Origin of the sequence: methane-oxidizing endosymbiont of Gigantopelta aegis (genome assembly GCF_016097405.1) — a bacterium.
GTDB lineage: Bacteria > Pseudomonadota > Gammaproteobacteria > Methylococcales > Methylomonadaceae > Methylomarinum.
Genome location: NZ_JAEHGD010000001.1, coordinates 1,814,837 through 1,837,242 on the forward strand (window position 1 = coordinate 1,814,837; position 22,406 = coordinate 1,837,242).

General features: G+C 45.9%; 22 protein-coding genes and 1 pseudogene. 17 read left to right on the forward strand and 6 right to left on the reverse strand.

Annotation, left to right across the window (positions count from 1 at the left end):
- Positions 1-2: 2 nt before the first annotated feature.
- Together JEU20_RS09115 and JEU20_RS09120 are read right to left on the reverse strand one after the other, a co-directional pair.
- Entirely contained in the window at positions 3-1,331 is a 1,329-nt protein-coding gene (locus tag JEU20_RS09115) for a hypothetical protein (protein ID WP_198245197.1), read from the reverse strand.
- The gene (locus tag JEU20_RS09120) at positions 1,328-1,570 is read right to left on the reverse strand and encodes an acyl carrier protein (protein ID WP_245395166.1); all 243 of its coding nucleotides are present in this window, start codon (positions 1,568-1,570) and stop codon (positions 1,328-1,330) included. The genes JEU20_RS09115 and JEU20_RS09120 overlap by 4 nt, the downstream gene beginning before the upstream one ends.
- A gap of 216 nt (positions 1,571-1,786) precedes the next feature.
- Between JEU20_RS09120 and JEU20_RS09125 the strand changes: the two genes are divergently transcribed.
- The 3 genes and pseudogenes from JEU20_RS09125 to JEU20_RS09130 all read left to right on the forward strand — a co-directional run bounded on the left by JEU20_RS09125 (position 1,787) and on the right by JEU20_RS09130 (position 4,889).
- A complete protein-coding gene (locus JEU20_RS09125; RefSeq protein WP_198245199.1) occupies positions 1,787-3,694 on the forward strand; it encodes a DCC1-like thiol-disulfide oxidoreductase family protein in 1,908 nt (635 codons plus the stop codon).
- 98 nt (positions 3,695-3,792) lie between these two features.
- On the forward strand, positions 3,793-3,915 hold the full coding sequence (locus JEU20_RS15505) for a hypothetical protein (protein ID WP_281066807.1): 123 nt from the start codon (positions 3,793-3,795) through the stop codon (positions 3,913-3,915).
- 223 nt (positions 3,916-4,138) lie between these two features.
- Positions 4,139-4,889 (forward strand): annotated as a pseudogene (locus tag JEU20_RS09130) (IS5 family transposase).
- Positions 4,890-4,903: 14 nt separating this feature from the next.
- Here JEU20_RS09130 and JEU20_RS09135 read toward each other — a convergent pair.
- Positions 4,904-5,299, reverse strand: a complete 396-nt coding sequence (locus JEU20_RS09135; RefSeq protein ID WP_245395167.1) for a hypothetical protein — start codon at positions 5,297-5,299, stop codon at positions 4,904-4,906.
- Positions 5,300-5,457: 158 nt separating this feature from the next.
- On the opposite strand from JEU20_RS09135, the gene JEU20_RS09140 reads away from it, so the two are divergent.
- The gene (locus JEU20_RS09140; RefSeq protein WP_198245201.1) at positions 5,458-5,817 is read left to right on the forward strand and encodes a hypothetical protein; all 360 of its coding nucleotides are present in this window, start codon (positions 5,458-5,460) and stop codon (positions 5,815-5,817) included.
- 60 nt (positions 5,818-5,877) lie between these two features.
- On the opposite strand, the gene JEU20_RS09145 is transcribed toward JEU20_RS09140, so the two are convergent.
- Both JEU20_RS09145 and JEU20_RS09150 read right to left on the reverse strand, forming a co-directional pair.
- Positions 5,878-6,339, reverse strand: a complete 462-nt coding sequence (locus tag JEU20_RS09145) for an RDD family protein (protein WP_281066808.1) — start codon at positions 6,337-6,339, stop codon at positions 5,878-5,880.
- Positions 6,340-6,519 carry a hypothetical protein gene (locus JEU20_RS09150; RefSeq protein ID WP_198245203.1) on the reverse strand — a complete coding sequence of 60 codons (180 nt, stop codon included), beginning with the start codon at positions 6,517-6,519 and terminating at the stop codon, positions 6,340-6,342.
- 229 nt (positions 6,520-6,748) lie between these two features.
- Here JEU20_RS09150 and pcnB point away from each other — a divergent pair, with 229 nt between their 5' ends.
- From pcnB to panD, 6 genes are read left to right on the forward strand one after another with little or no spacing between them, the layout of a single operon-like run.
- A complete protein-coding gene (gene pcnB, locus JEU20_RS09155; protein ID WP_198245205.1) occupies positions 6,749-8,134 on the forward strand; it encodes a polynucleotide adenylyltransferase PcnB in 1,386 nt (461 codons plus the stop codon).
- Positions 8,131-8,631, forward strand: coding sequence for a 2-amino-4-hydroxy-6-hydroxymethyldihydropteridine diphosphokinase (folK, locus tag JEU20_RS09160; RefSeq protein WP_198245208.1), 501 nt, complete (start codon positions 8,131-8,133; stop codon positions 8,629-8,631). Before pcnB ends, folK begins: the two co-directional genes overlap by 4 nt.
- Positions 8,628-9,443, forward strand: coding sequence for a 3-methyl-2-oxobutanoate hydroxymethyltransferase (gene panB, locus JEU20_RS09165; protein ID WP_198245210.1), 816 nt, complete (start codon positions 8,628-8,630; stop codon positions 9,441-9,443). The genes folK and panB overlap by 4 nt, the downstream gene beginning before the upstream one ends.
- Complete coding sequence (panC, locus tag JEU20_RS09170; RefSeq protein ID WP_198245212.1) at positions 9,443-10,321, forward strand: pantoate--beta-alanine ligase; 879 nt, start codon at positions 9,443-9,445, stop codon at positions 10,319-10,321. The genes panB and panC overlap by 1 nt, the downstream gene beginning before the upstream one ends.
- Positions 10,315-12,177, forward strand: a complete 1,863-nt coding sequence (locus JEU20_RS09175; protein WP_198245214.1) for a mechanosensitive ion channel family protein — start codon at positions 10,315-10,317, stop codon at positions 12,175-12,177. The genes panC and JEU20_RS09175 overlap by 7 nt, the downstream gene beginning before the upstream one ends.
- Before the next feature lie 56 nt (positions 12,178-12,233).
- A complete protein-coding gene (gene panD / locus JEU20_RS09180; protein WP_198245216.1) occupies positions 12,234-12,614 on the forward strand; it encodes an aspartate 1-decarboxylase in 381 nt (126 codons plus the stop codon).
- A 6-nt stretch (positions 12,615-12,620) separates the two neighbouring features.
- Here panD and fliW read toward each other — a convergent pair whose 3' ends face one another.
- Positions 12,621-13,097: a flagellar assembly protein FliW gene (gene fliW, locus JEU20_RS09185; protein WP_245395169.1), complete on the reverse strand. Its 477-nt coding sequence runs from the start codon at positions 13,095-13,097 to the stop codon at positions 12,621-12,623.
- 126 nt (positions 13,098-13,223) lie between these two features.
- Between fliW and rlmH the strand changes: the two genes are divergently transcribed.
- Genes rlmH through tldD form a run of 7 tightly spaced genes read left to right on the forward strand, consistent with a single transcriptional unit; the run spans position 13,224 to position 22,406 of the window.
- Positions 13,224-13,691, forward strand: coding sequence for a 23S rRNA (pseudouridine(1915)-N(3))-methyltransferase RlmH (gene rlmH, locus JEU20_RS09190; protein ID WP_198245218.1), 468 nt, complete (start codon positions 13,224-13,226; stop codon positions 13,689-13,691).
- Positions 13,691-14,269: a Maf family protein gene (locus JEU20_RS09195; RefSeq protein WP_198245220.1), complete on the forward strand. Its 579-nt coding sequence runs from the start codon at positions 13,691-13,693 to the stop codon at positions 14,267-14,269. Before rlmH ends, JEU20_RS09195 begins: the two co-directional genes overlap by 1 nt.
- Entirely contained in the window at positions 14,266-15,720 is a 1,455-nt protein-coding gene (gene rng, locus JEU20_RS09200; RefSeq protein ID WP_198245222.1) for a ribonuclease G, read from the forward strand. Before JEU20_RS09195 ends, rng begins: the two co-directional genes overlap by 4 nt.
- Before the next feature lie 46 nt (positions 15,721-15,766).
- A complete protein-coding gene (locus JEU20_RS09205) occupies positions 15,767-19,552 on the forward strand; it encodes a YhdP family protein (protein ID WP_198245224.1) in 3,786 nt (1,261 codons plus the stop codon).
- Positions 19,553-19,574: 22 nt separating this feature from the next.
- Positions 19,575-20,399, forward strand: a complete 825-nt coding sequence (locus JEU20_RS09210; protein ID WP_198245226.1) for a carbon-nitrogen hydrolase family protein — start codon at positions 19,575-19,577, stop codon at positions 20,397-20,399.
- Complete coding sequence (locus JEU20_RS09215) at positions 20,392-20,967, forward strand: outer membrane protein assembly factor BamC (protein ID WP_198245228.1); 576 nt, start codon at positions 20,392-20,394, stop codon at positions 20,965-20,967. The genes JEU20_RS09210 and JEU20_RS09215 overlap by 8 nt, the downstream gene beginning before the upstream one ends.
- Positions 20,964-22,406, forward strand: coding sequence for a metalloprotease TldD (tldD, locus tag JEU20_RS09220; RefSeq protein WP_198245230.1), 1,443 nt, complete (start codon positions 20,964-20,966; stop codon positions 22,404-22,406). The genes JEU20_RS09215 and tldD overlap by 4 nt, the downstream gene beginning before the upstream one ends.

Below are 22,406 nucleotides of genomic sequence, written 5' to 3' on the forward strand. Positions count from 1 at the left end.
GGCTATTGATCCAGTAATTCAGCGACAAGCAGTTGATGCAAGGTATCTATTTGCGCTGGCGATACCGCCGGTTTGACAAAGTTGTAGCTTAAATTTAAGCGGTTTTGATAAATGCCGGTTAAAAAAGCGAGCGAAGGCGGTGATGTGACCTGGCAGATGTGGAACATGGTGTCAATTTTTGCACCGGGAAAGCCATTATCCGGTAGGTTTATGTTACCAATATCTGAAAACCAGAATGAGCTACGTTCTTCGCCGGAGCCATAAGAAAGACGCAAAGTTTTTCCGTATTCTTCTAGCGATAACCAACTGCCCGCCCACATCAGCGGCAAAAAGGCATAATCGAGTTGTTGGCGTATCACCTGTTGGTTTTGCTGTTTTAAATAAGTGAATAATTGATTCCGGTCTTTTACGATGTCACGCGGAGCCTGGGCAAACAAGGCGCAGACATGGTTGCCGGTGACGGGTGTCAGCGCTCGCTGTTTGCGTAGATTGAAGGCGTAGGGGGTGCAATAGGCCTCACCTTCAGCGGTTGGGTTAAGTCGCTCTAAAGCCCGCATCAGACAGCCGATGTAATACAGGCTGGTGCCGGTTAGGCCGCAGGTTTTACGGGATAAGGCTTGGATGGTTTTAGTTTGTTTTTCGGTTAGTCGGTGAATGGCAAAGTCCAATTGTTGGGCCGGTTTTTTGATTGGAAACGGCTGAATGCTTTTGAGGTTATCGAGCCGGTCAATATAGCGTTTACCTTTCAATAACAGGCCTAGTTTTTGCCACCAGCAGAATTTGTCTAGTTGCAGATTAACCAGCGGTCGGCTGGCGGGTTGCCCAAATTTCTGACGCGTGCTGTCATCTGCGGCACAGAGATATTGCAAAATCAAATCCGCACCCCGGGCATCGCAAAAAGGGTGTATCCAGCGACAGAAAAAGGTGTGTTGGCTGGGGCTTGAAATGAGATGAAAGGAAATCGGTTGCAGGGTTTCTCTGGGCTTGCATTCGTTGACCAGCTCAAGCAGTGTGTGGTGATGGAATACCGACTCATCTTTGGCATTGTCTGTTAATTTATGCTGGCTTAAAAACGTCGGTGCTTGGTCGGTTTTACACCAATAAAAGCGCCGTCCGCGTTGTTCCAGACGGGCGTTGGCAAGCGGAAATTGCTGAAAAAAACACCGAATACGATGGTTTAATTCTTCGATATTTGGGAATTGATCGAGCTCCAGGGCAAAGCAGCCATAGCTGCCAGCTAGGCCATCATTACGGATTTCTTGATCCATCGCTAAGGTAAAACTGTCGGCTGGGTTCAGGCCTTCGATAATCGCTGCGTTGTTCTGACTCATGGTTTTTTGTGCCGCAAAATCCAACTTTCCAGGGCATTGAAGCTTTTGACGTTATCCGGCTCAATTTCGTTATCCGGTAATGTGACGCCAAACTGGTCCTCGATAAACATAATCAAGCGCATGATGCCCATGCTGTCTAAACCGGCTTCAAGCAAATCGTCATCATCGGAAAATTGGGCGGGATTATCGACAAAAACCAGTTCTCGAAAAATAAAATCACGTATTTTTTGTTTTATCATTAAAGCGCTTCCTGTGGGTTGCTTAAGACCGTATTGTCCGAATATCTGGGCTGTGTTGCAATAATTTGTTTAGCGTGATGTAACGCGCTACAGGTTGGTAACACAGCAGAGGCGATCAATCTGGTAATTGATGTACATGCAGAAATTCGCGACAAAATAATGCTTTCCATGCCAATTCCCTTATAATTTGTACATTTTTTCTGAGCGCGTAAAAGTATGTACCCATTTCTCCGTTCTAAAATCTCACAGCTTTATTTTCAACCGGCTCCGGCGAGTGGTGTTGGTTTGTTCAGGCTGTTGTTTGGCTTGGTGACCTTGCAAGAGGTTTTGTTTCTGCTCTATTTCAATCATCTCATTTTCGACCCCATACCTTATATGGATGTCGAATTTCCGATGATCCCGTTTTTTCTGTGCCTTTGGGCCATTGTCGCAGCCTGTGTGGTATTGGGCTATCGTAGTCAGCCGATGATTATCGCCAATTATCTATTCTGGGTTGTGTTTGTTCATTTTACGCCGATGCAGCGAGATTTTGATGGTGGATTTGATTTGTTCATGATTGGCGTCAATTTTTTTCTGATTTTTATGCCGATTGATAAGGCGTTTTCGCTGGATCAATTACGCAAAAAACTGGCGATGCCATTTAAACATTATTCGGAGTATCCACAGGAGACTGTTTCGCGTTTGGCTTATGTGTTGCCGGTTACGATTTGCTTGGGCTTTTTATATTTCGATTCGGTTGTGCATAAGATGTTTGCCGAGCATTGGCGTAACGGTTTGGGCGCCTGGTTGCCGTCATCTATGCCGTATTACGTTTCTGCGTTGGATATGCAATGGCTGCTTGATCAGGAATGGCTGCAAAAACTGATTGGCTATACCATTATTCTGTTTCAGTTCAGCTTTGTTTTTCTGGTGCATTATCGCCTTTTACGACCACTTTATTTTTTTATCGGTGTGGGTTTGCATTTGGGGATTACACTGACGTTCAATATTTACCCTTTTGGATTGGGGATGTTGATTTGCTATGTGTTGGTTGCGCCATTTTTCTGGTACCGGGCTTTATCGGCGTGGTTGACGGCAAAAACACCGCGATTGATAGTGTTTTATGATGAGCTATGTCCCTTATGCAATCGTACCGTTTTGATTTTGAATCATTTCGATGTGTTTTCCTGTGTCGATTTTAAGGGTGCGCAAAGCTGGGCTAAGCATTACCCTGAATTGAAAGCGATTGAGGCAGAACAGCTACTAAAAGACCTGTATGCCTTAGATACACAGGGAAAGCTTTATGCCGGAGTCGATACTTATGCGCGTATTCTAATCGCCATGCGTTATACCGCACCTTTCGGCTGGCTGCTGTTGGCGCCGGGTGTTCACGTGCTAGCCTCTATGATATATCGCCGTATTGCGGATAATCGGCTTCGGGTCGATTGCGGGGAAGGCTGTGAAATCGCTACTTCTAAACCGGGTCTAACGTTTTATGATCGGTGGTTTACATGTTCTGAGCCAAAACAAGCGCGGCGTGTCATCAATCGTTTGTCTAAAATATTGATACTGATTTTCTTGCTGCAATTGAATACAACAATCCATTATGGCCTGCTGTATCGGTTGCATGTCGATTTGCAGCAATCGCCGGTGACGCGCCTTTTGTCTGGCATCAGCAATAATTTGATCATGTTGTCGCAGGCGTTTTTAGGGATTACGCCGCATGCATTGTATTTGCATGACCATTTTGCCGGCTATGAGCATATTATTGCGATTACCTATCAAAAGGAAGGGGAAACTGAGGAGCATTGGTTGCCGTTTGTTGACGAACATGGCCGAATTCTGGCGCCAAACTGGGGTCGCGTGCATTCGATGTGGGCCAATATTGCGGTGACGCCGAATATCGATAACCAGCGTTTGAAAAAATTTATCATGAAGGTGACGGCTTTCTGGGGTATCAAATCCGGTCTTGATTTAGACAAGACGGTTTTTCATATCAAAATGAAAAAAATATCATCACCCGTAGTCTGGCGTAAAGGCTTGTTGAAACAAAACTTTTCAGGCGATTGGCGGGAGATTGGCACGGCTAAATGGCAGGGTAGGGAGGTTGACATTGTTTTGCCAAAAAATATCAATGTTTTGTAAAAAAGGGTGTTGATTCAAAACTACGGCCGTGATATAAAATACCCGTGCTTAACCAATAGTACATTAAATAAATATAAAAACCTTTTTTGGAGGATGTTATGAAAAAAGTATTGTCTCTTTTAGCTATGACTTTAATGATTGTCGGCCTGACAGGTTGTATGGATGATCCAGATGGTTCAAAACAAAAAGTTTCTAGCTCTACTTCTTCTATCCAGTTGTAATTCAACCGATTAGAACGAGAATGAGGAAAAGGCCTGCTTTAGCGGGCCTTTTTTTTGGCGAGGAGAGCACTCGGATATCACATAAAAAAGCCCGGAAATGTCCGGGCTTTTTTATGTGATAAGTAGATCTGAATTAGGGGCTGTTGCCGTTTTGAAAATCCCCCTTGAAATTCAATAACTCCGCCACATAGATTGTTTATTTTGACTCAAAAACAAGCAAACTATGCCGCGACAACTGCTTACGGATGAACTTTGGGAGAAACTGAAGATAATTATGTTGAAAATGGGAATTTATGACAAACCTTGTCTTCGAAAAACAGTCGAAGGTATTTTTATCGCTTGCGAGTAGGTTGTCCCTGGAGAGATTTACCCACGGCTTTTGGTAATTGGAATGCGGTATATAAACGATTCAATGACTGGTCTCGTAAAGAAAAACTGATGGGTATTTTTAACGCCTTGGTTGTTGATCCAGACCTGGAATGGGAATTTATTGATGGGAGTATTGTGAAAGCACATCAGCATAGTAGTGGTGCGGCCTGTGAACAAGAAACAGCGATAGGGAAATCTGTCGCCGGGAACACCAGTAAAATTCATATGGCCGTTGATGCCTGTGGTCTTCCTATTCATTTCTCAGTGACAGGCGGCGAAGTTCATGACTGTAAAGAAGCACCGAAATTAGTTGCAGAGCTCCCAAAAGGTGACTATATAGTTGCTGACAGAGGCTATGACAGTGAAGCATTACGTCTTCAAATTAAAGACAAAGGGGCTGTTCCTGTTATCCCAAGAAAAAAAAGAATTCAACTCGGGGAAATGATGAAATGGATTGGTGTCTCTACAAATATCGCCATCTCGTTGAAAATGTGTTTGCAAGACTTAAGCATTTCAGAGCGATCGCCACGCGATATGACAAACTCAAACGAAATTTTGAAGGCTCTATCGCTCTGGCTTGCGCCTTTTTATGGTTACCTATGTGAAATGGCAACAGCCCCTATTGTTTTTTCATAAAATAATACAAATAGGTGCATTTCAATGTCATTTCGTTATCGGTAAGTTCGTAAAAAGAACAGGTTTCGTATTTCTCACGCCCTGGTGCCGTTTGTCTTTTTAATTTGCCATCTTCAATCGAGTATTTAAGTTTGATGCTCATCATCCCTGTACGACCGCTGACGACGTCTTTACCTTCGACAGTCATTGTATTGTCAGATTTAAATTCCCAAATAGAGTCTTGTGCGCGTTTTTCTTTGTGCAGTGCGGGTGCTGCCGCATAAACATGCCATTTTCCTACAATTTTAGAATTATCTTCCAGTTTGACTTCGGCATTGGCTGTGCTAGAGAGTACGGCGAAGGCGAGTAAAGTGGTTAGGTGTTTTATTGTTTTTTTCATGGTGTTGTACCTTGTGTGATTGCGTTAAAGCTTATGATAACTTAAATTTTATCGGTATTGAAATGAGCTATGAATAAACGCTTTTTTTGTAAGGATTAAAATGATAAAGTGATTATTCAGCATAATAATAACGTAAAGGTGAATGAAGGGTGAATAGAATGAAAATGAAATTAATTGTTTTAAGCCTGCTGATGAGTTTTTCCGGTTTGAGTTACGCGCTGGCCGTGGACGAATGGAATTATAAGGAAGTGACCGGTGACTTAAAACCTAGCCCGGGGTGTAAAGACAAAGAAGTGGCAATTAAAAAGGTTGAAAAGAAGCCGGATTCATTCAAAGGTTATAGCCGCTTTAAGAAATACTCCAATTTGCTTTGTGAAAATATGGGTTATGGTTGGACGCTGGATAAAGTCATTGATGAAGGTAAAATTGTTTGTGATGAATGCGGTGGCGATTATACCGGCAAGTACCGTTGTCAGGCGGTCAATGTTACGGTTAACTGTAAACAAGTTGCACGTTAATATCGGAAACGTTGTGTGACAGCTTGTTTAAGCCGGGCAATATTTTGAATACGGCCCGGCTTATTTTTGTTCTTCGCTCAAAGAGAGCTTCGTTCCAGATAACTTGTCGTGCCAGGCTTGTTTTTCCGGGTCGATTAAAATCCATAAAAAACCCAATCCCAAGCAGGCCCAGGATAGCAGTGCACTGAAGAAACGAATGCAGGCTTGTGGCCAGCCGATAGTTTTGCCTGATTCAGTATGTAATACCATTTTCCAGCTTTTCAGCCCCAATGTTTGGCCGCCGTGTGTCCAGAACCAGGTATAAAACAGGAAGCTGACCAAAAATAGCCAGGCGGGATAAAGGTATTGATCGGGCGTAAAGGCTTTGCCGCCATTGAAGGGTAAGGCAATTGCAGTGGCTAAAAAAAGGATGGCCAGTAGTAAAATGGCATCATAAAACATAGCCGCTAGGCGGCGAAAAAAACCTGGTCTTGGTGTTGGTTTTGGAGAAGTAGGACCAGGTTTTTCGGTTGTGTATTTCACTTAATCTTTAAATGGCGCCAGTTTTTGTCCCAGATACATGCTTATTGCAACCAAACCGCCTTGCATAATCAGGGCGAAGATAAAAGGGGGTTTGTGTAAGAGCAATATGGCGAGATCAACAACGAAAAGACTGGCTAATAGTGGATGGTCAATGAGACCGTCAATGATTTTTTTTAACATATGTTATCCCCGGCTAATCTGAATGAATGATGTTGTCCTGAGTTTGTCGCATCAATGCGGGTTCAGGGCGGTTTAAACTTGCAGTCTGTTAAAATAGCAGACCTACGTTCGAGTAAACTTAAAAGATTTTACTATATAAAAAAGGGAAATGTAAAAGAAAGCGTCGGCTGGGCTAGAGCAAGGGCTCAAGGTATAATAGGTGCGTCTAATCGAAAATCACACAAGTACAGTGGGCGATAAAAAAAAGGAACATACCATCTTAAAATTTTTCAAACGATTCATTCCCTCTACAAATGGACGGGATAGTAAAAATCATGTGCCACAGATTTATGCACGTTCGGAACATAATGTTTCTCGGGCGCAGATCAGTGACAATGCGCTAAAAGTCTTATATCGACTGAAGAAAGCCGGTTTTGATGCCTATTTGGTTGGCGGTTGTGTCAGGGATTTGCTGTTGGGCCGTGAACCTAAGGATTTTGATGTTGTGACCAATGCGCGGCCAGAGCAGGTCAAGGCGGCATTCAGAAATTGTCGTTTGATAGGCCGCCGATTTCGCTTAGCGCATGTTTATTTTGGTCGTGAGATTATCGAAGTCGCCACCTTCAGGGGGGATGAAAGTGAGCAGGACGATCTACTGCGTGTGCATGAAGATGGTCGCTTGTTGCGGGATAACGTGTTTGGCACGATTGAAGAGGATGTCTGGCGACGTGATTTTACTGTCAATGCCTTGTATTACAATATTCGCGACTTTTCCATTGTCGATTATACCGGCGGCATGCAGGATCATGCCGAGGCTGTCCTGAAATTGATTGGCGACCCGGAAGTTCGGTATCGTGAAGATCCCGTCAGGATGTTACGCGCCATTCGATTTGCCGCTAAACTCGGTTTTAAAATCTCTCCTGAAACAGAAAAGCCCATTCATACGCTGGCTTATTTATTGGAGGCTATTCCGGCCGCACGTTTGTTTGATGAAGTTTTAAAACTATTTTTATCAGGCTATGGTGTGCAGACTTTTGAAATGTTGCGCCATTATGGCTTGTTCAAAATTTTGTTTCCAGCAACAGAGCAGAGTCTGGCAAAGCAAGAGAGTGAATTTCCACGCTTGTTTGTCGCTAGAGCGCTGAAAAACTCAGACGAAAGGATTGCCCGTGGCAAGTCGGTGACGCCGTATTTTTTATTGTCGGCATTCTTGTGGGAACCTTTGCAGGATCGGGTGAAAGAAAAGTTGCAGCGAGGGGAGAGTGAAATCAATGCCTGGCAGCAGGCCGTGAATGAGGTCTTGAGCGAGCAGGTTAAAGTGGTCTCCATTCCAAAAAGATTCACTCAATCAATGCGTGATGTTTGGTTTTTGCAGTCGCGGTTTAATCGACGTACTGGCACCCGGCCTTATCGCTTATTGGCACATCCCCGTTTCAGAGCGGCTTATGACTTTTTATTGTTACGCGCTGAAACAGGCGGAGCAGATCAGGCTTTGGTCGACTGGTGGACGAAATTTCAGTTTGCCGATGAAGCTGAGCAGCGACGGATGACTCAACCGGCAAAAAAAACCGGAAAAGGGCGTCGCAGAAGGCGCAACCATTTTCGTACAGATAACAAGAAAAAGACCGAGCAATGAAGGCACAAGCTGAAATAGAAGTGTATATCGGCTTAGGGAGCAATCTTGAGCAACCTGAAGCGCAGATAAAGTCAGCCCGAAAAGAAATTGCAGCATTGCCGCAGGTGGCTGAATGTGCATTTTCTTCTCTTTATCGCAGTGCGCCAATGGGCCCACAAGACCAGCCTGATTATGTCAATGCAGTGATGAAAATCACGACCGACTTGTCGCCAATGGCGCTATTACACGCTTTGCAGGAAATAGAAAATAGGCATGGTCGCGTGCGGGCCAGACGCTGGGGTGAAAGGACACTGGATTTGGATATTTTATTATATGGCGATCAACATATTGTGCAGCCTGATTTGATTATTCCGCATATCGGCATCGCCGAGCGAGCGTTTGTCCTGTACCCTTTAGAAGAAATTGCAGGGTCTGATTTAGTGATTCCAGGACAGGGTACATTGGCACAATTACTTGCTGCCTGTCCGTTAAATGGGCTCTGCAGGTTGCCAGCATGAATCCATATAAGATAAATTCCGAACGCAGGCTTTTGACGGTTAATCATTTAGCTGAAATGAAGCAGCAGGGTGAAAAAATAGCTTGTTTGACGGCGTATGATGCGAGCTTTAGTGCGCTGTTGGATGAAGCCGGGATTGACGTTATTTTAGTTGGCGATTCCTTAGGTATGGTGATCCAAGGTAATAGCAGCACCGTTCCTGTGACGCTGGATGATATGGTCTATCATAGCCGTTGTGTAACGCGCGGGCGGCGCCGTGCTTTTGTCATCAGTGATATGCCTTTTATGAGCTACAGCACGGTGGAACAGGCATTACAGAGTGCGGCGCGCTTGATGCAGCAAGGTGGCGCACAGATGGTAAAACTGGAAGGCGCGCATGCTGACATCGTCAGCTGTCTGGTTGCTCAGGGCATACCGGTTTGCGGGCATTTAGGCTTGTTGCCGCAATCGATCAATCAGTTAGGCCGCTATAAAATTCAAGGGACAGTATCAGAAATGGCCGAACAAATGATTCAGGATGCGCTCAATATTGAACAGGCGGGCGCTAGTTTATTGGTTCTGGAGTGTGTTCCGGCGGCATTGGCGCAAACCATCACCCGACAGCTTGAAATTCCCGTTATTGGCATCGGTGCAGGACTGGATTGTGATGGACAGGTACTCGTGCTGTACGATATTTTAAATATTGAGTCCGGGCGTAAGCCTAAGTTTTTTAAAGATTTTATGACGGGCTCTGCAAGTGTTTTAGAGGCGGTTAAAAAATATCGGCAGGCTGTTAAAAAGCAAACCTATCCAGCGCCAGAGCATTGCTATTGATGAAAGTTGTTCGAACTATTTCTGAGTTAAGGCGAGTCTTGACAGGCTGGCGTCAGGCAGGCGATAGAATAAGTCTAGTGCCGACTATGGGTAATCTGCATGCCGGTCATCTGCAACTGGTGACTATGGCCCAGCAGCAGGCCGAGCGGGTCGTGGTCAGTATTTTTGTCAATCCAACCCAATTCGGACAAGGGGAAGATTTTGAAAGCTACCCCCGGACAGAAGCCGAGGATATTGAAAAACTTAAGGAAAGTGGTGTCGCTTTGGCTTTTATACCGTCACTGGCTGAAATGTATCCAGGGGCGCAACAGGTTAGTCTTCACGTTACAGGGCTTGCAGAACGCTGGTGTGGCGCCAGTCGCCCTGGGCACTTTGATGGCGTGGCGACGATTGTGGCGAAGCTTTTCAATTTAATTCAGCCAGATAGTGCGGTTTTTGGTGAAAAGGATTATCAACAATTGGCGGTTATCCGGCAGATGGTCCGGGATTTGAATATTCCGGTTTCGATTGTCGGGGCGCCGATTGTCAGAGAGCCGGACGGACTGGCGATGAGTTCGCGCAATAGTTATCTGACGCCGGAGCAGCGTGCGATTGCGCCGCGTTTGTACCAAGCCTTGTGTCAGATGCGGGATGCTATACAAAGGCAGGAGGCTGATACGGAAGCTATTCTTCAGGCCCAACAAACGCACCTGCAACAGGCTGGCTTCAAGCTGGATTATCTGGCGTTGTGCAATGCAGAGACATTGGAACCTGCGCACCCGGACGATCAAGATCTGGTTATTTTGGTGGCAGCCTGGCTAGGAAAACCCAGGCTCATTGATAATTTGCGCTTTTCGCGATTTTCTGGAAATAAAACAAAAACAGGTTGTAGATGTTAAAAAAAATAGCTGGAACAGGGTTGTTACTATGCTGTATTTTTTTTGTGGGGCAGGTGCTTGCCGCGCCGCAAATAGCCGATATTATTGTTCAGCTTGAACAAAACAGAATGCAGCTTAATCAGGAAAAAGATGAAGCCCTTATCAACCAGGCATTGGAGCGACAATCAGAATTGCTGGCAACCTTAATGCAACAGGTCAAGCAGTCTTCTCATTTGGTTTTACCTAAAGGGGTCAGCGAGAAACGCCGTAATTTTCTCAAATCCAGGATTGCGGTCAATCAAAAACTCGGCAATAAACTGGCCGTGTTGCGCGATAAGGCGGAACTGGAAGCGGCAAATACGCGGCAGGCCATTGGCAAATATCTGCATTATTTAAACAATGCAGCAAATAGTTATGCTGACATAGAAGAGCTGGTTTCCTATTCACAAAAATTATTGGAAAAAAGCCGGGCGCTGAATAAAACATTAAAGGTACCTGAGCATTTGCAGCCACTTGAAAGCAAGGTTGCCGCCGAGATGCAGGCAAAACTGGCCGAATTTGAAGCGGTCAATGGGGTTTATCAGGACATTCTAGATTTTGCCATCAGTAATCCGCGGCAGATTGTGACAACCCACTGGTTTCAGGATTTATCCCTGTTTTCTGTTATCAGTTATATCAATCAATTTGATTGGGCCAAGCAAGCCAATCGAAAGTTGATTGCATTGAATATCGATGTAGGCGGTGTCGGGGTTTCTGTCGCCATTATCTTATTGGTTTATTTTTCTTATCCTTTTGTCTTTAAATGCACCAGTTGGTGTATTGAAAAATATATCATTGATGAAGGTGCAGAAAACCAAACCTTAATTTACCACGAAATCCGCAAACCTGCCCGAGCGTTGTTGGTGTTTTTTGGGATTGATCTGGCGACCAATGCATTTTTCTATCGCACCGATTTCAGGCCAGTTATCGAAAAAATCACCTTTGTCATTTATTGTCTACTTATCATTTGGTTATTATTCAAAATTCTCGACAGCGTCATTCTAATACATATCAGTCGTATCAGCCGAACCAATAAGGCCCTCCGTAAAGAGTTGTTCAATCTGGGGATTCAAATCATAAAAGGCCTGATTTTGGTCACCGTACTTGCCATTTGTTTGAGCCATTTTGGTATCAATGTCACGGCTATTGTGTCAACTTTGGGGCTAGGTGGTCTGGCTTTTGCATTGGCGGCAAAAGATACGCTATCTAACTTCTTTGGTGGTATTACCATCTTGTTCGACAATATCTACAGTATGGGGGATTGGGTGCAGATTGGCGAGGTGGAGGGCACTGTCGCGGAGATAGGGCTGCGCAGTACCACGATCAGGACGTTTGATAATGCTTTGATCACGATTCCCAATGCGCAGGTATCTGTCTCCAGCGTTAAAAACTGGAACCGTCGGGCCGTAGGGCGGCGCATCAAAATGTATATCGGCGTCACCTATGAAAGCGATATGAATGATATTCGCCAAGCTTTAGAGGATATTCGAAGTCTGTTGCGGGAACACCCCGGAATAGCCAACCCAAAGCAAAAAAATATTGTTAAACGTCGGCATTTTAAACTTTCTTCTCAGGAAGATTCACAAGGCATAAAAACGACACAATTGGTATTTTTAGACCGATTTAACGATTTTTTCATTGATATTTTGATTTATTGTTTTTCCCGTTCGGTCAACTGGGCGGAATGGCTGGCGGTTAAGGAAGATATTTTGTTCAAACTGGATGAAATTTTAAAGAAAAACAACCTGGAGTTCGCCTATCCAACGCAGGTCTGGATTCAGAAAACCCCGGATACCGACAAGCTGTCGGCTATTGATGCGGAAATGGTCAAAAATTGAGGCTTGCTATCAATTCGGGTAAAATGAATTATTCCCAAGACTAAAGTTTCAAGAAAATGCAGATAACCATGCTAAAAGCAAAGCTCCATCGCGCAACTGTAACCCATGCCGAATTAGGCTATGAAGGGTCTTGTGCGATAGATGGCGATATTCTGGATTTTGCCGGTATCCGGGAATATGAGCAAATTCAGATATATAATATTAACAATGGTGAGCGTTTTACCACCTATGCGATTCGGGCCGAAGCGGGTTCCGGTATTTTTTCCGTCAATGGTGCCGCCGCGCGGAAGGCCTGCCCGGGCGATTTGCTTATCATTTGTACCTTTGCGCAAATGGATGAGCACGAACTGGACGCTTTTAAGCCGACATTGGTGTATTTTGACGAAAAAAACAATATAACGCACTCAAGCCATTCCATTCCAGTTCAGGCCGCTTGAGCGGCATCAAGTCGTCGCGGTTTCGGTCATATTGATTTCGTTTCGGGCTTCATCCGCTAGGGTAATGCTCTGTTCCATGTCGATAAATACTTTTTGAAAACCAATCCGTTTGTCGGCGTTAATAATTAGCGGTGCCTTGATCGAACCTTTGACCGTCGGTTTGTTATCCGTGCTGTTTTCTTCATCGGTATGCAGCAAAATCAGCAGCAGAATGTCAGAGTTCTCGTCAAGCTGCAGGCGCGCGGTTTCTTCTTCACTTAATGAAAAATTGTAGTTGATGTTGAAGGTGGCAGGTGTCGTAACGGCGAAGGTCAAATCGGCATCATCAATAGACTGTAACCAAAATAGTGCCTTGTTGTCCTCTTGATGAAACAACTTGAAGCGCTTTTGATCTTCAAAGCCGGGCAGGCCGTCAGGGAACTGGATGATTGAATCAGGGTCGATTTGTTGTTTGCCGAGCAGGCTGGACTGAATTTCCATCATGATGCATGTCTGAAGTCAGGAGTTAAAAAGATAATGTATCTTGCTAAGGTATAACATAAATTTATTTTTTTACAAGCCGGAAGCCGAGCATTGCAACCGGCCGGTCTTGTGTGTATTCTGCCATTTATGCAAATAAACATGATTGCCGTTGGCAACAAAATGCCCACCTGGGTCGAACAAGGCTACCAGGAATATGCTAAACGCTTACCCCATGAATATCGCTTGATTTTGAAGGAAATCAATCCAGGAAAACGGGGGAAAAATAGCGATACGGCCCGGATTGTTCGGGATGAAGGTCAGCGTATGTTACAGGCTGTGCCTGCAGGTGCCTATGTGGTGACATTGGATATCCCCGGAAAGCCTTGGAGTACCGAACAATTGGCTAAGGCCATGCAGCGTTGGCAGCAAAACAGCCAGCAGGTCGCGTTGATGATTGGCGGGCCGGAAGGCCTGTCCGATCAGGTTCGGGAGCAGGCGCAAGAGTCCTGGAGCCTGTCGCCTTTGACTTTTCCTCACCCTCTAGTGCGTGTGATTGTAGCCGAGCAGATTTACCGCGCCTGGAGTATTCTTAAATCACACCCCTATCATCGTTGATGACAGAACAAATTATATTAGCCTCAGGTTCTCCCAGGCGGCGGGAATTATTGGACCAGATTGGCGTCACATATCGTGTGCATGCGGTCGATATTGATGAGACTGTTTTGCCGGGTGAGCCGCCGGATGTTTATGTACAACGTATTGCCGCTGAAAAGTCAGCATGCTGTGTGCAACAGTTCAAGCCAACGATTCCGGTGTTAGCGGCCGACACCAGTGTGGTGTTGAATGGGGCAATCATGGGCAAACCGAGAGATGCAGCAGATGCTGAAGCGATGCTGACGGCATTGTCGGGGCGGACGCATCAGGTTTATACGGCAGTGTCATTACGGCATCGATGTCAACATTTCGAAGCGCTAAGCGTGACTGATGTTTGTTTTAAACCCTTGACGCAGGCTGAAATCCGCGCCTATTGGCGCAGCGGAGAGCCTATTGACAAGGCTGGTGCCTATGCGATTCAGGGCTTGGGAAGTGTATTTATTCAGTCGCTATCAGGAAGCTACAGTGGTGTGGTGGGGCTACCATTATTTGAAACTGCCGCGCTTTTACAGCAACAGGGAATCAAAATTATCCAATGAGTGAAGAAATTTTAATCAATGTGACCCCGCCAGAAACCCGTGTGGCTGTGGTTGAAAACGGTGTGTTGCAAGAGCTGATCATCGAACGGATGCTGCAAAAAGGATTGGTCGGCAATATCTATAAAGGCACTGTTTGCCGGGTTTTGCCCGGTATGCAGGCCGCTTTTGTCGATATTGGCTTGGGTAAGGCGGCTTTTCTTCATTTGTCCGATTTCAGCACCAAGGAGCTGGAAGCCCGGGGCTCGGATAACATTGAGCATTATCTGAGAGAAGGGCAGACGATTTTAGTGCAAGTCACCAAAGACCCGTTAGGCAGCAAGGGTGCCCGGCTGACTACAGAGATTTCCATTCCGTCGCGCTATCAGGTTTATATGCCTTATGCGAAAACCTGTGGTGTATCGCAACGTATAGAATGTGAAACAGAGCGGGCACGACTCAGAGCCTGTATCGAGGCCTATCAACAAAAAAATGACACCGGCGGCTTTATTGCTCGAACCGCTGCTGAATGTGTGGAAGAGGCTGTTTTGATCTCTGACATGACATTTTTGCTCAAATTGTGGGAAGCGATACAGGAAAAAGCACGCAAAGCGCCAGGTAAAACCCTGATTCACGAAGACTTGCCGCTCAGTATTCGCACCTTGCGCGATTTGTATAAGGAAGGTCTTGAAAAGGTGCGCGTCGATTCAAGAGAAACCTATCATAAACTGATTGAGTTTTCCGAAGTGTTTGTGCCTGAGGTTGTGCCGGTAATTGAGCATTATTCGGGTGAACGGCCATTGTTTGATATTTACAATATCGAAGATGAGATCGCCAAGGCCTTAGAGCGGCGCGTGCAACTGAAATCAGGTGGGCATTTAGTGTTCGATCAAACCGAGGCGATGACCACGATCGATGTCAATACCGGTGGCTATGTCGGCGGCCGCAATCTGGAAGAAACCATTTACAAGACTAACCTGGAAGCGGCGCAGACTATCAGCCGACAACTTAGATTGCGCAATCTGGGCGGAATTATCATTATCGATTTTATCGATATGAAAAGTGAGGAGCATAAAAAACAGGTGCTGGATGCATTGCAGCGCCATCTCGATAAAGATCATGCCAAAACCAAAATCACCGAAGTTTCGGTTCTGGGTCTGGTTGAGATGACGCGCAAACGTACTCGGGAAAGCCTGGAGCATATTTTATGCGAAACCTGTCCGGCCTGTTCCGGGCGGGGCGTATTGAAAACAGCAGAAACCATTTGTCTGGAGATTTTTCGCGAGATTATTCGTGAAGTACGACAGTACAAGGTCAAGAAAATTCTGGTTCTGGCTTCGAATGAAGTGGTCGAGATGTTGTTAGATGAAGAAGCGGATATGTTGGCTGAGCTGGAAGTGTTTTTGGGAATTTCGATAAAATTTCGTGCCGAAACGGAATATAACCAGGAGCAATACGATGTTGTTCTGCTTTAGCTGTTGTTCATTATCGATTCAGTTATTCTGACCACCTGTTTGCGTTGTGATTCATCATATCACCCGGGCGACCCGGCACTTGATTTTCTGGTCATTATTGATACTGGCTTTAGGCTCTATCGGCATTCGCCTGGGATTATTGGCTGTTGAACACTATAAAACCGAATTAGAGCAAAAAATTGCCGAGTTTGGCGGCGTGAAGGTCAAAATTGGTTCGCTCAGAGGCGGTGTACAAGGCATTAACCCCGAGATTATTTTACGCAATATTTCGATATTATCGCAGGATGAAGAAGGCCAGTCTGCAATACAGCTTAAACAGATTAGAGTGGGGGTGAATGTTTTTCAATTCATTCAGAGTCGGGATGTGTTGGCGTCGACCTGGATTACGTTGGTAGGCACTCGAGTCACTGTTATACGTGATAAACAGGGCAATATTTCGATTAAAGGCCTGGCTGTCAGTGAGGATGCGATTCCAGCCTGGATGCTCAGTTTCAGACACTATGAAATTCTCGATACGGAAGTGATTTGGCGAGATCAGCAGCATCCGCCGCAATCTTTCAAGGATGTGGATTTCTTATTAAAAAGCGATGAAACTCGGCGCGACTATGATATTCATGCTGTGGCTTTATTACCACCTCCCTATCACGGCTCTTTGCGCTTGTCTGCACGCTTGCAAGGTGATCTTTTTGCGGCTAACGTAGCGGCCGGCGATGTTTATATCGAAGGCAAAAATGTTGCCTTACCCGAAGCATTGTCGCAATCTCTCATAGAGGATGCCGCGCTGACCAGCGAGGCGGCTGATTTTAAAATCTGGCTACAATGGCAAGATCGCAGATTACATGCCTTGGCAGGGCAATGGACGGGCGGTGAATTTAAGCTGCAACAGGGGCAGACTGAACAGGTTTTTGATGACGTATCCGTGCTGTTTTCCTGGCAACGGCAACAGCAAGGTAGTCGGTTGGATGTCGTGGATTTACAGCTGCAAAAGGACGATAAGGTGATTCCTGCAATGCGGTTTAGTGTCGTCTTCCGGGAAAACTCTGTCGCGGGCGTCATCAGTACGCTGGATCTGACTTCGCTAAGGTTTTTTACGCCATTTATGCCGGCGGATTGGCTCAGTGCTTATTCACTGACGAAATGGCGGCAGGCAGGTCTATTGCAGAATACAGCGTTCTATGCCGATTACACGGATAATACTTATGCCTTATCCGGTCAATTTGAACACTTAAGTCTGGATTTGTCGCCAAACTATCCTTCGTTTTCAGGGCTTTCTGGCACTATTCAGGGTGATAACGATGAAGGTATGCTCAAGTTAGACAGTGAGGCGGGTAGTGTTACCTTTCCTGATTTATTCAGGGATCCCTTGCAATTTAAGCAAATTCAAGGCGAGTTATCCTGGAAGCAGAGTGAACAGAGCTGGTTTCTTCAAAGTCATCAATTACGTTTGAAAACGAAGGAACTGGATGCGGTGGCGGCCTTGAGTCTGCGAGTACCTAAAAAAGCGCAGAACGCTATCGAAATGGATATGCGGCTTGGCTTTGACAGTTATCAACGGGTACAAAATATCGGTCGCTATTTACCAACTGGCATCATGAATAAGGATCTGGTGTACTGGTTGGATAATGCCGCCATTTCCGGCGTGATCAAAAATGGACGGATGCGCTTGCAGGGGCCCTTGGATCAGTTTCCATTTCAGCACGGACACGGTAAGTTTGAAGTCTTGTTTGATCTGAATGATGGTGTATTGCAATATTCTCCCGTTTGGCCGCGCTTGAGTCAGCTGAATGCGCGTGTACATTTTCTGGCCAATACATTACAAATTGATATCGATCATGCGCACTCGAAGAAACTGAGCAGTCACTTCGCTCAGGTTGTGTTGCCGGACCTTGAAAAGGGCGAGCGAGTGCAAGTCAAGGCCAAGGTTGATGGAAAAGTGGATGATTTTCTGCATTTTTTACAACAAACACCTTTGCACGGAACAATCGATAATGTCATTGATGCAATGCAGGCCAAAGAAAAGACCCAAGTAGCGTTTAATTTGGATATTCCTCTGCTTGAAACAGCAAAAAATTTCCATATAGCAGGACATTTTCATCTTAATCAGGCATCTTTGCAGCTTAAGTCATTAGCACTTCCCATTGAAAATATTCACGGCACCGTGACGTTTACCGAACGGGGCTTGTTCAGTGATCAGATAAAAGGGACGTTGGCACGCTTGCCCTTACAAGCCGATATTTCTTCTGATGCACAGGCGGTACGGATTCGTAGTCGGGGGAAAATGAAGACAGCCGTCCTTTATCAATTATTCCCTGCACTAAAAAACGATACCATCTCGGGTGTGTTTAATTATAAAGCGATTGTAACCCTGCCAGATCAGGCGACTTCGCCGATAAACATTGATGTTTATAGCAATCTGAAAGGTGTTGCGTTACCTTTACCCGCACAATTGGGCAAAACTCGCCAGGATGTAAAAAAGCTGGCGCTCAATATCAAGCTGAAAAAAAATCAGAACAAAAAGATTTACTTAAATTATGCCGATTTATTCAAAGCTGCGTTAGTTCTGGAAGGAGAAGCCTCTCACTTGAAAATGGCGCATGTCTTGATTGGCAAAGGCAAGGCGCGCTTTTTAGCTGTACCGGGGATATATGTCGATATGCGCCTGCAGCAGCTGCATGTTGAACAATGGCTGGCCGCATTGACGGCTGTGTTGAAAGGTAAGAATAACGCGACTGACGTTCGCCGTATCAATTTGGCGATTGATCAGGTCTGGTGGGAAAAACGGCCGTTGGGGCCGCTTAAATTACAATTAAATCCCGGAAAACAATTTTGGCAGGGAGAGCTCGATTGTCAGATTGCACGTGGCGAATTATTGATTTCTGTTCGGCAAAATATCGATAAAATCACCTTGCAACTGGATGAGCTGAATCTGGATGCGTTGCTGGCATCCTATTCTGACGAGGGTGGCGCGATTGATTCTGACCCCGGGTCAATGCCATTGTTTGATATTTATGCCAAAAAACTGATTGTGAATGGGCGCGACCAGGGTATGTTGTTGATTGAAACGGCACGGCAAGATGAGGCGATTGCATTTAAGAGAATAAGCCTGGTGGGTGAATATGGCGCAGTGGATATGACAGGACACTGGCGTAACACACCCGTAGGCGTTAAAACCGAATTGACGGGCAAATTACATAGTCAGGACTTTTCAATGTTTTTGGATCGACTGGGGTTTGCTAATGACTTACGGGATACCTCCGCCATGCTCGATTTCTCATTGGATTGGGTGGGGGCGCCCTATCAAGTCGCGTTGGAAATACTTGAAGGCAATGTGGAATTTAAATTACACGGCGGACGCATTGCCAGTATCGAGCCCGGTGTAGGGCGTTTGCTTGGGCTCATCGCCATTCAACAATGGGTGAAACGCTTCAGTCTGGATTTTACCGACATTTATCAAAAAGGACTGGCCTATAACCAAATCAGCGGTCGTTTTGAGTTGACTGCAGGAATAGCCCGAACGCAGAATTTGCTGATCGATGCGATTGCGGCGCGCATCAAAGTTGCAGGATTGCTCAATCTGGCACAAAAGACGATCAATGCCCATGTTTGGGTTGTCCCTAAAAGTTCTGCCGCCGTGCCTATTGCTGGTACAATTATCAGCGGTATTGCCTCAGCCTTAACACGGGCTATCGACGAGGATTATAAAGAAGGGTATTTCTTCGGTTCTGAATATAAAGTCACGGGGAAATGGTCGGATGCCAAAGTGACGCCGTTACATGAAAATGACGGGGTTATTCGAAAATTTTGGCAAAATCTGACGGTTTCACCCAAATAAACTGTTAAACAAGAGACAAAAAATGACAATATGTGCCGCCATACAAATGGCATCGAGCCCCAATGTGAGCGCCAACTTGCTGAGTGCCGGGCAATTGATTGCAGAAGCCGCCGACGCTGGGGCAAAGCTCATTGTTCTACCTGAAAATTTTGCCATTATGGGCGAGCATGAGCAGGATAAAGTCAAGGTCAGGGAAGTCGAGGGCGAAGGGCCGATTCAGGACTTTTTGTCCAATACCGCTAAAAAATATGGCGTCTGGCTGGTGGGAGGAACGATTCCATTGGTTGCCAATGCCGATAATAAGGTCCGCGCCGCCTGTCTGGTCTATAACGACCAGGGTGAGCAAGTAGCCCGTTATGACAAGATTCATTTATTTGATGTCAATGTACCGGGAACAGATGAAGTTTATAAGGAATCGGATTCTATCGAAGCCGGCAATTATATCGGCATGGTGGATACGCCTTATGGCAAACTGGGTATTGCCGTATGTTATGATTTGCGTTTCCCCGAATTTTTCAGAACAGCGGCAACTGAGGGCGTTGAGATTTTGGCAGTGCCTGCTGCCTTTACGGCCGAAACAGGTGCTGCGCATTGGGAAGTATTATTGCGCGCTAGGGCGATTGAAAATCAATGTTATGTGATTGCATCCAATCAGGGTGGATTTCATATCAATGGCCGGAAAACCTTTGGCCACAGTATGATTATCGACCCATGGGGCGTTATTCTTGACTGTTATAAAACCGGCACCGGTTTTGTGCGTGCTGATATTGACCTGGAAAAGTTGGAAAAAATGCGCCAGTCCTTTCCGGTTTTACAGCATCGACGCTATTTTATTGCCAATGAATAAAGTACTGCTCTGTTTAATGATAGCCGGCGTGACAGGGGGGTGTGCGGCTAAGTCACCTTATCGTGATACTTCCGAGTTGGAAATGCCGCCAGTTATTGAAGCGCAGGAAATGCCTTTTTCCAAGCCATCGTCTGTTGTCGAGAAAAAACCAGCACAGAAGTCCTTCGTTGCGCTTGATGACAGTCAGTCGCCGCCGGTTGTCATGATTGAAAAATTATTGGACAGAAGCTGGGAGCTGGTGGGGCAGGCCTTAAACGATAAAAAGATTGAAATTGTCGATAAAAACCGTGAAGCTTGGATTTATCGGGTCAAGTACGATGCCAGTCAGGATAGTGGCAAATATTTTGGAAATGTTCATTTTCTCTGGTTTGAAGACGACTATGGCGAAGCGGAATATGAGATTAAATTAAACTGGAACGGTACCGAAACAGAAGTCCATGTTCGTTTGCTAGAACAGGCCGAAACGAATGATGAGGATGAAGATCTGGCAGATGGCTCAGAAAAACTGGCGCAAACGATTTATCAGGCGGTCAAGGCGATCGTCAATCCGGAGGAAAAGGAACAATGAGTGTATTGGAGCAAGTTTCTCAATCTTTGTTATACCCCCAAGGGTTGCAGCATCGTGATATTGAACAGGTGATGAATCACTTGCTCAGCGTGCCGGCGGATCTGGCGGATATTTATTTCCAGAGCACGCATTTTGAGTCTTGGCAGTTGGAGGACGGCATTCTCAAACAGGGCAGTCACAGTATCGAAACGGGCGCCGGAATACGTGTCGTGGCCGGCGAAAAAACCGGCTTCGCTTATAGTGACAGATTGGAATTGCCGATTTTGCTGGAAGCGGCTGCGAATGTTAAAGCCATTATTCGGCAGGGACAAAGTCGGCAAGTGAAAGTTCTGGCTAAAAACGACAGCACAAGCCTGTATGCGCCGGTCAATCCATTAACATCGATGGCGGATGATGAAAAAGTCGCCTTTTTGAAAAATATCGAACAACAAACGCGTAAGCTCGACCCGCGCATAGAAGAAGTCATGATCAGTCTGGTCGGGGTGTATGAAAATATCTTGATTGCCAGCCAGGATGGAGCGTTGACAGCCGATATTCGGCCACTGGTGCGATTTAATGTGACCGTGATTATGGCACAGGATGGACGCCGCGAATCAGGCAGCATGGGCGGTGGTGGCCGTAGTGATTATAGCTATTTTATGCAGCAGGATCGGGCCATGGCATTTGCCCGGGAGGCAGTGCGCCAAGCTCAGGTCAGCCTTGAAGCAGTCGAGGCGCCGGCCGGTACGATGACCGTCGTTCTTGGCCCTGGCTGGCCCGGCATCCTGTTGCATGAGGCTATCGGTCATGGTTTGGAAGGCGATTTCAACCGAAAAGGAACATCAGCCTTCAGTGGGAGAATCGGTGAAAAGGTTGCCTCGGATTTATGCACCGTGGTCGATGACGGCACTCTGGCCGGTCGGCGGGGTTCATTGAACATCGACGATGAAGGTGTCGCCTCTGAAAATACCGTTTTGATTGAAAACGGTATTTTAAAAGGCTATATGCAGGATAAACTGAATGCGCGGCTGATGGGCGTGGCGTCGACCGGTAATGGACGCCGCGAATCCTATGCTCATTTACCATTGCCGCGGATGACGAACACCTATATGTTGCCGGGGCCGCATCAGGCAGATGAAATCATCGCTTCAGTCAAAAACGGTCTGTATGCGCGTAATTTTGGCGGTGGACAGGTCGATATTACCTCGGGCAAATTTGTGTTTTCCGCCAGCGAAGCCTATTTGATTGAAAACGGCAAGATTACCCGACCTGTAAAGGGCGCGACTTTAATCGGTAATGGGCCGGATGTTTTAACTCGGGTGTCTATGGTTGGCTCCGATCTTGAGCTGGATACTGGGGTTGGCACATGTGGCAAAGAGGGGCAGAGCGTGCCGGTTGGAGTAGGGCAGCCAACGCTAAAAATTGATAGTTTAACCGTGGGCGGGACACAGCTTGCCTGA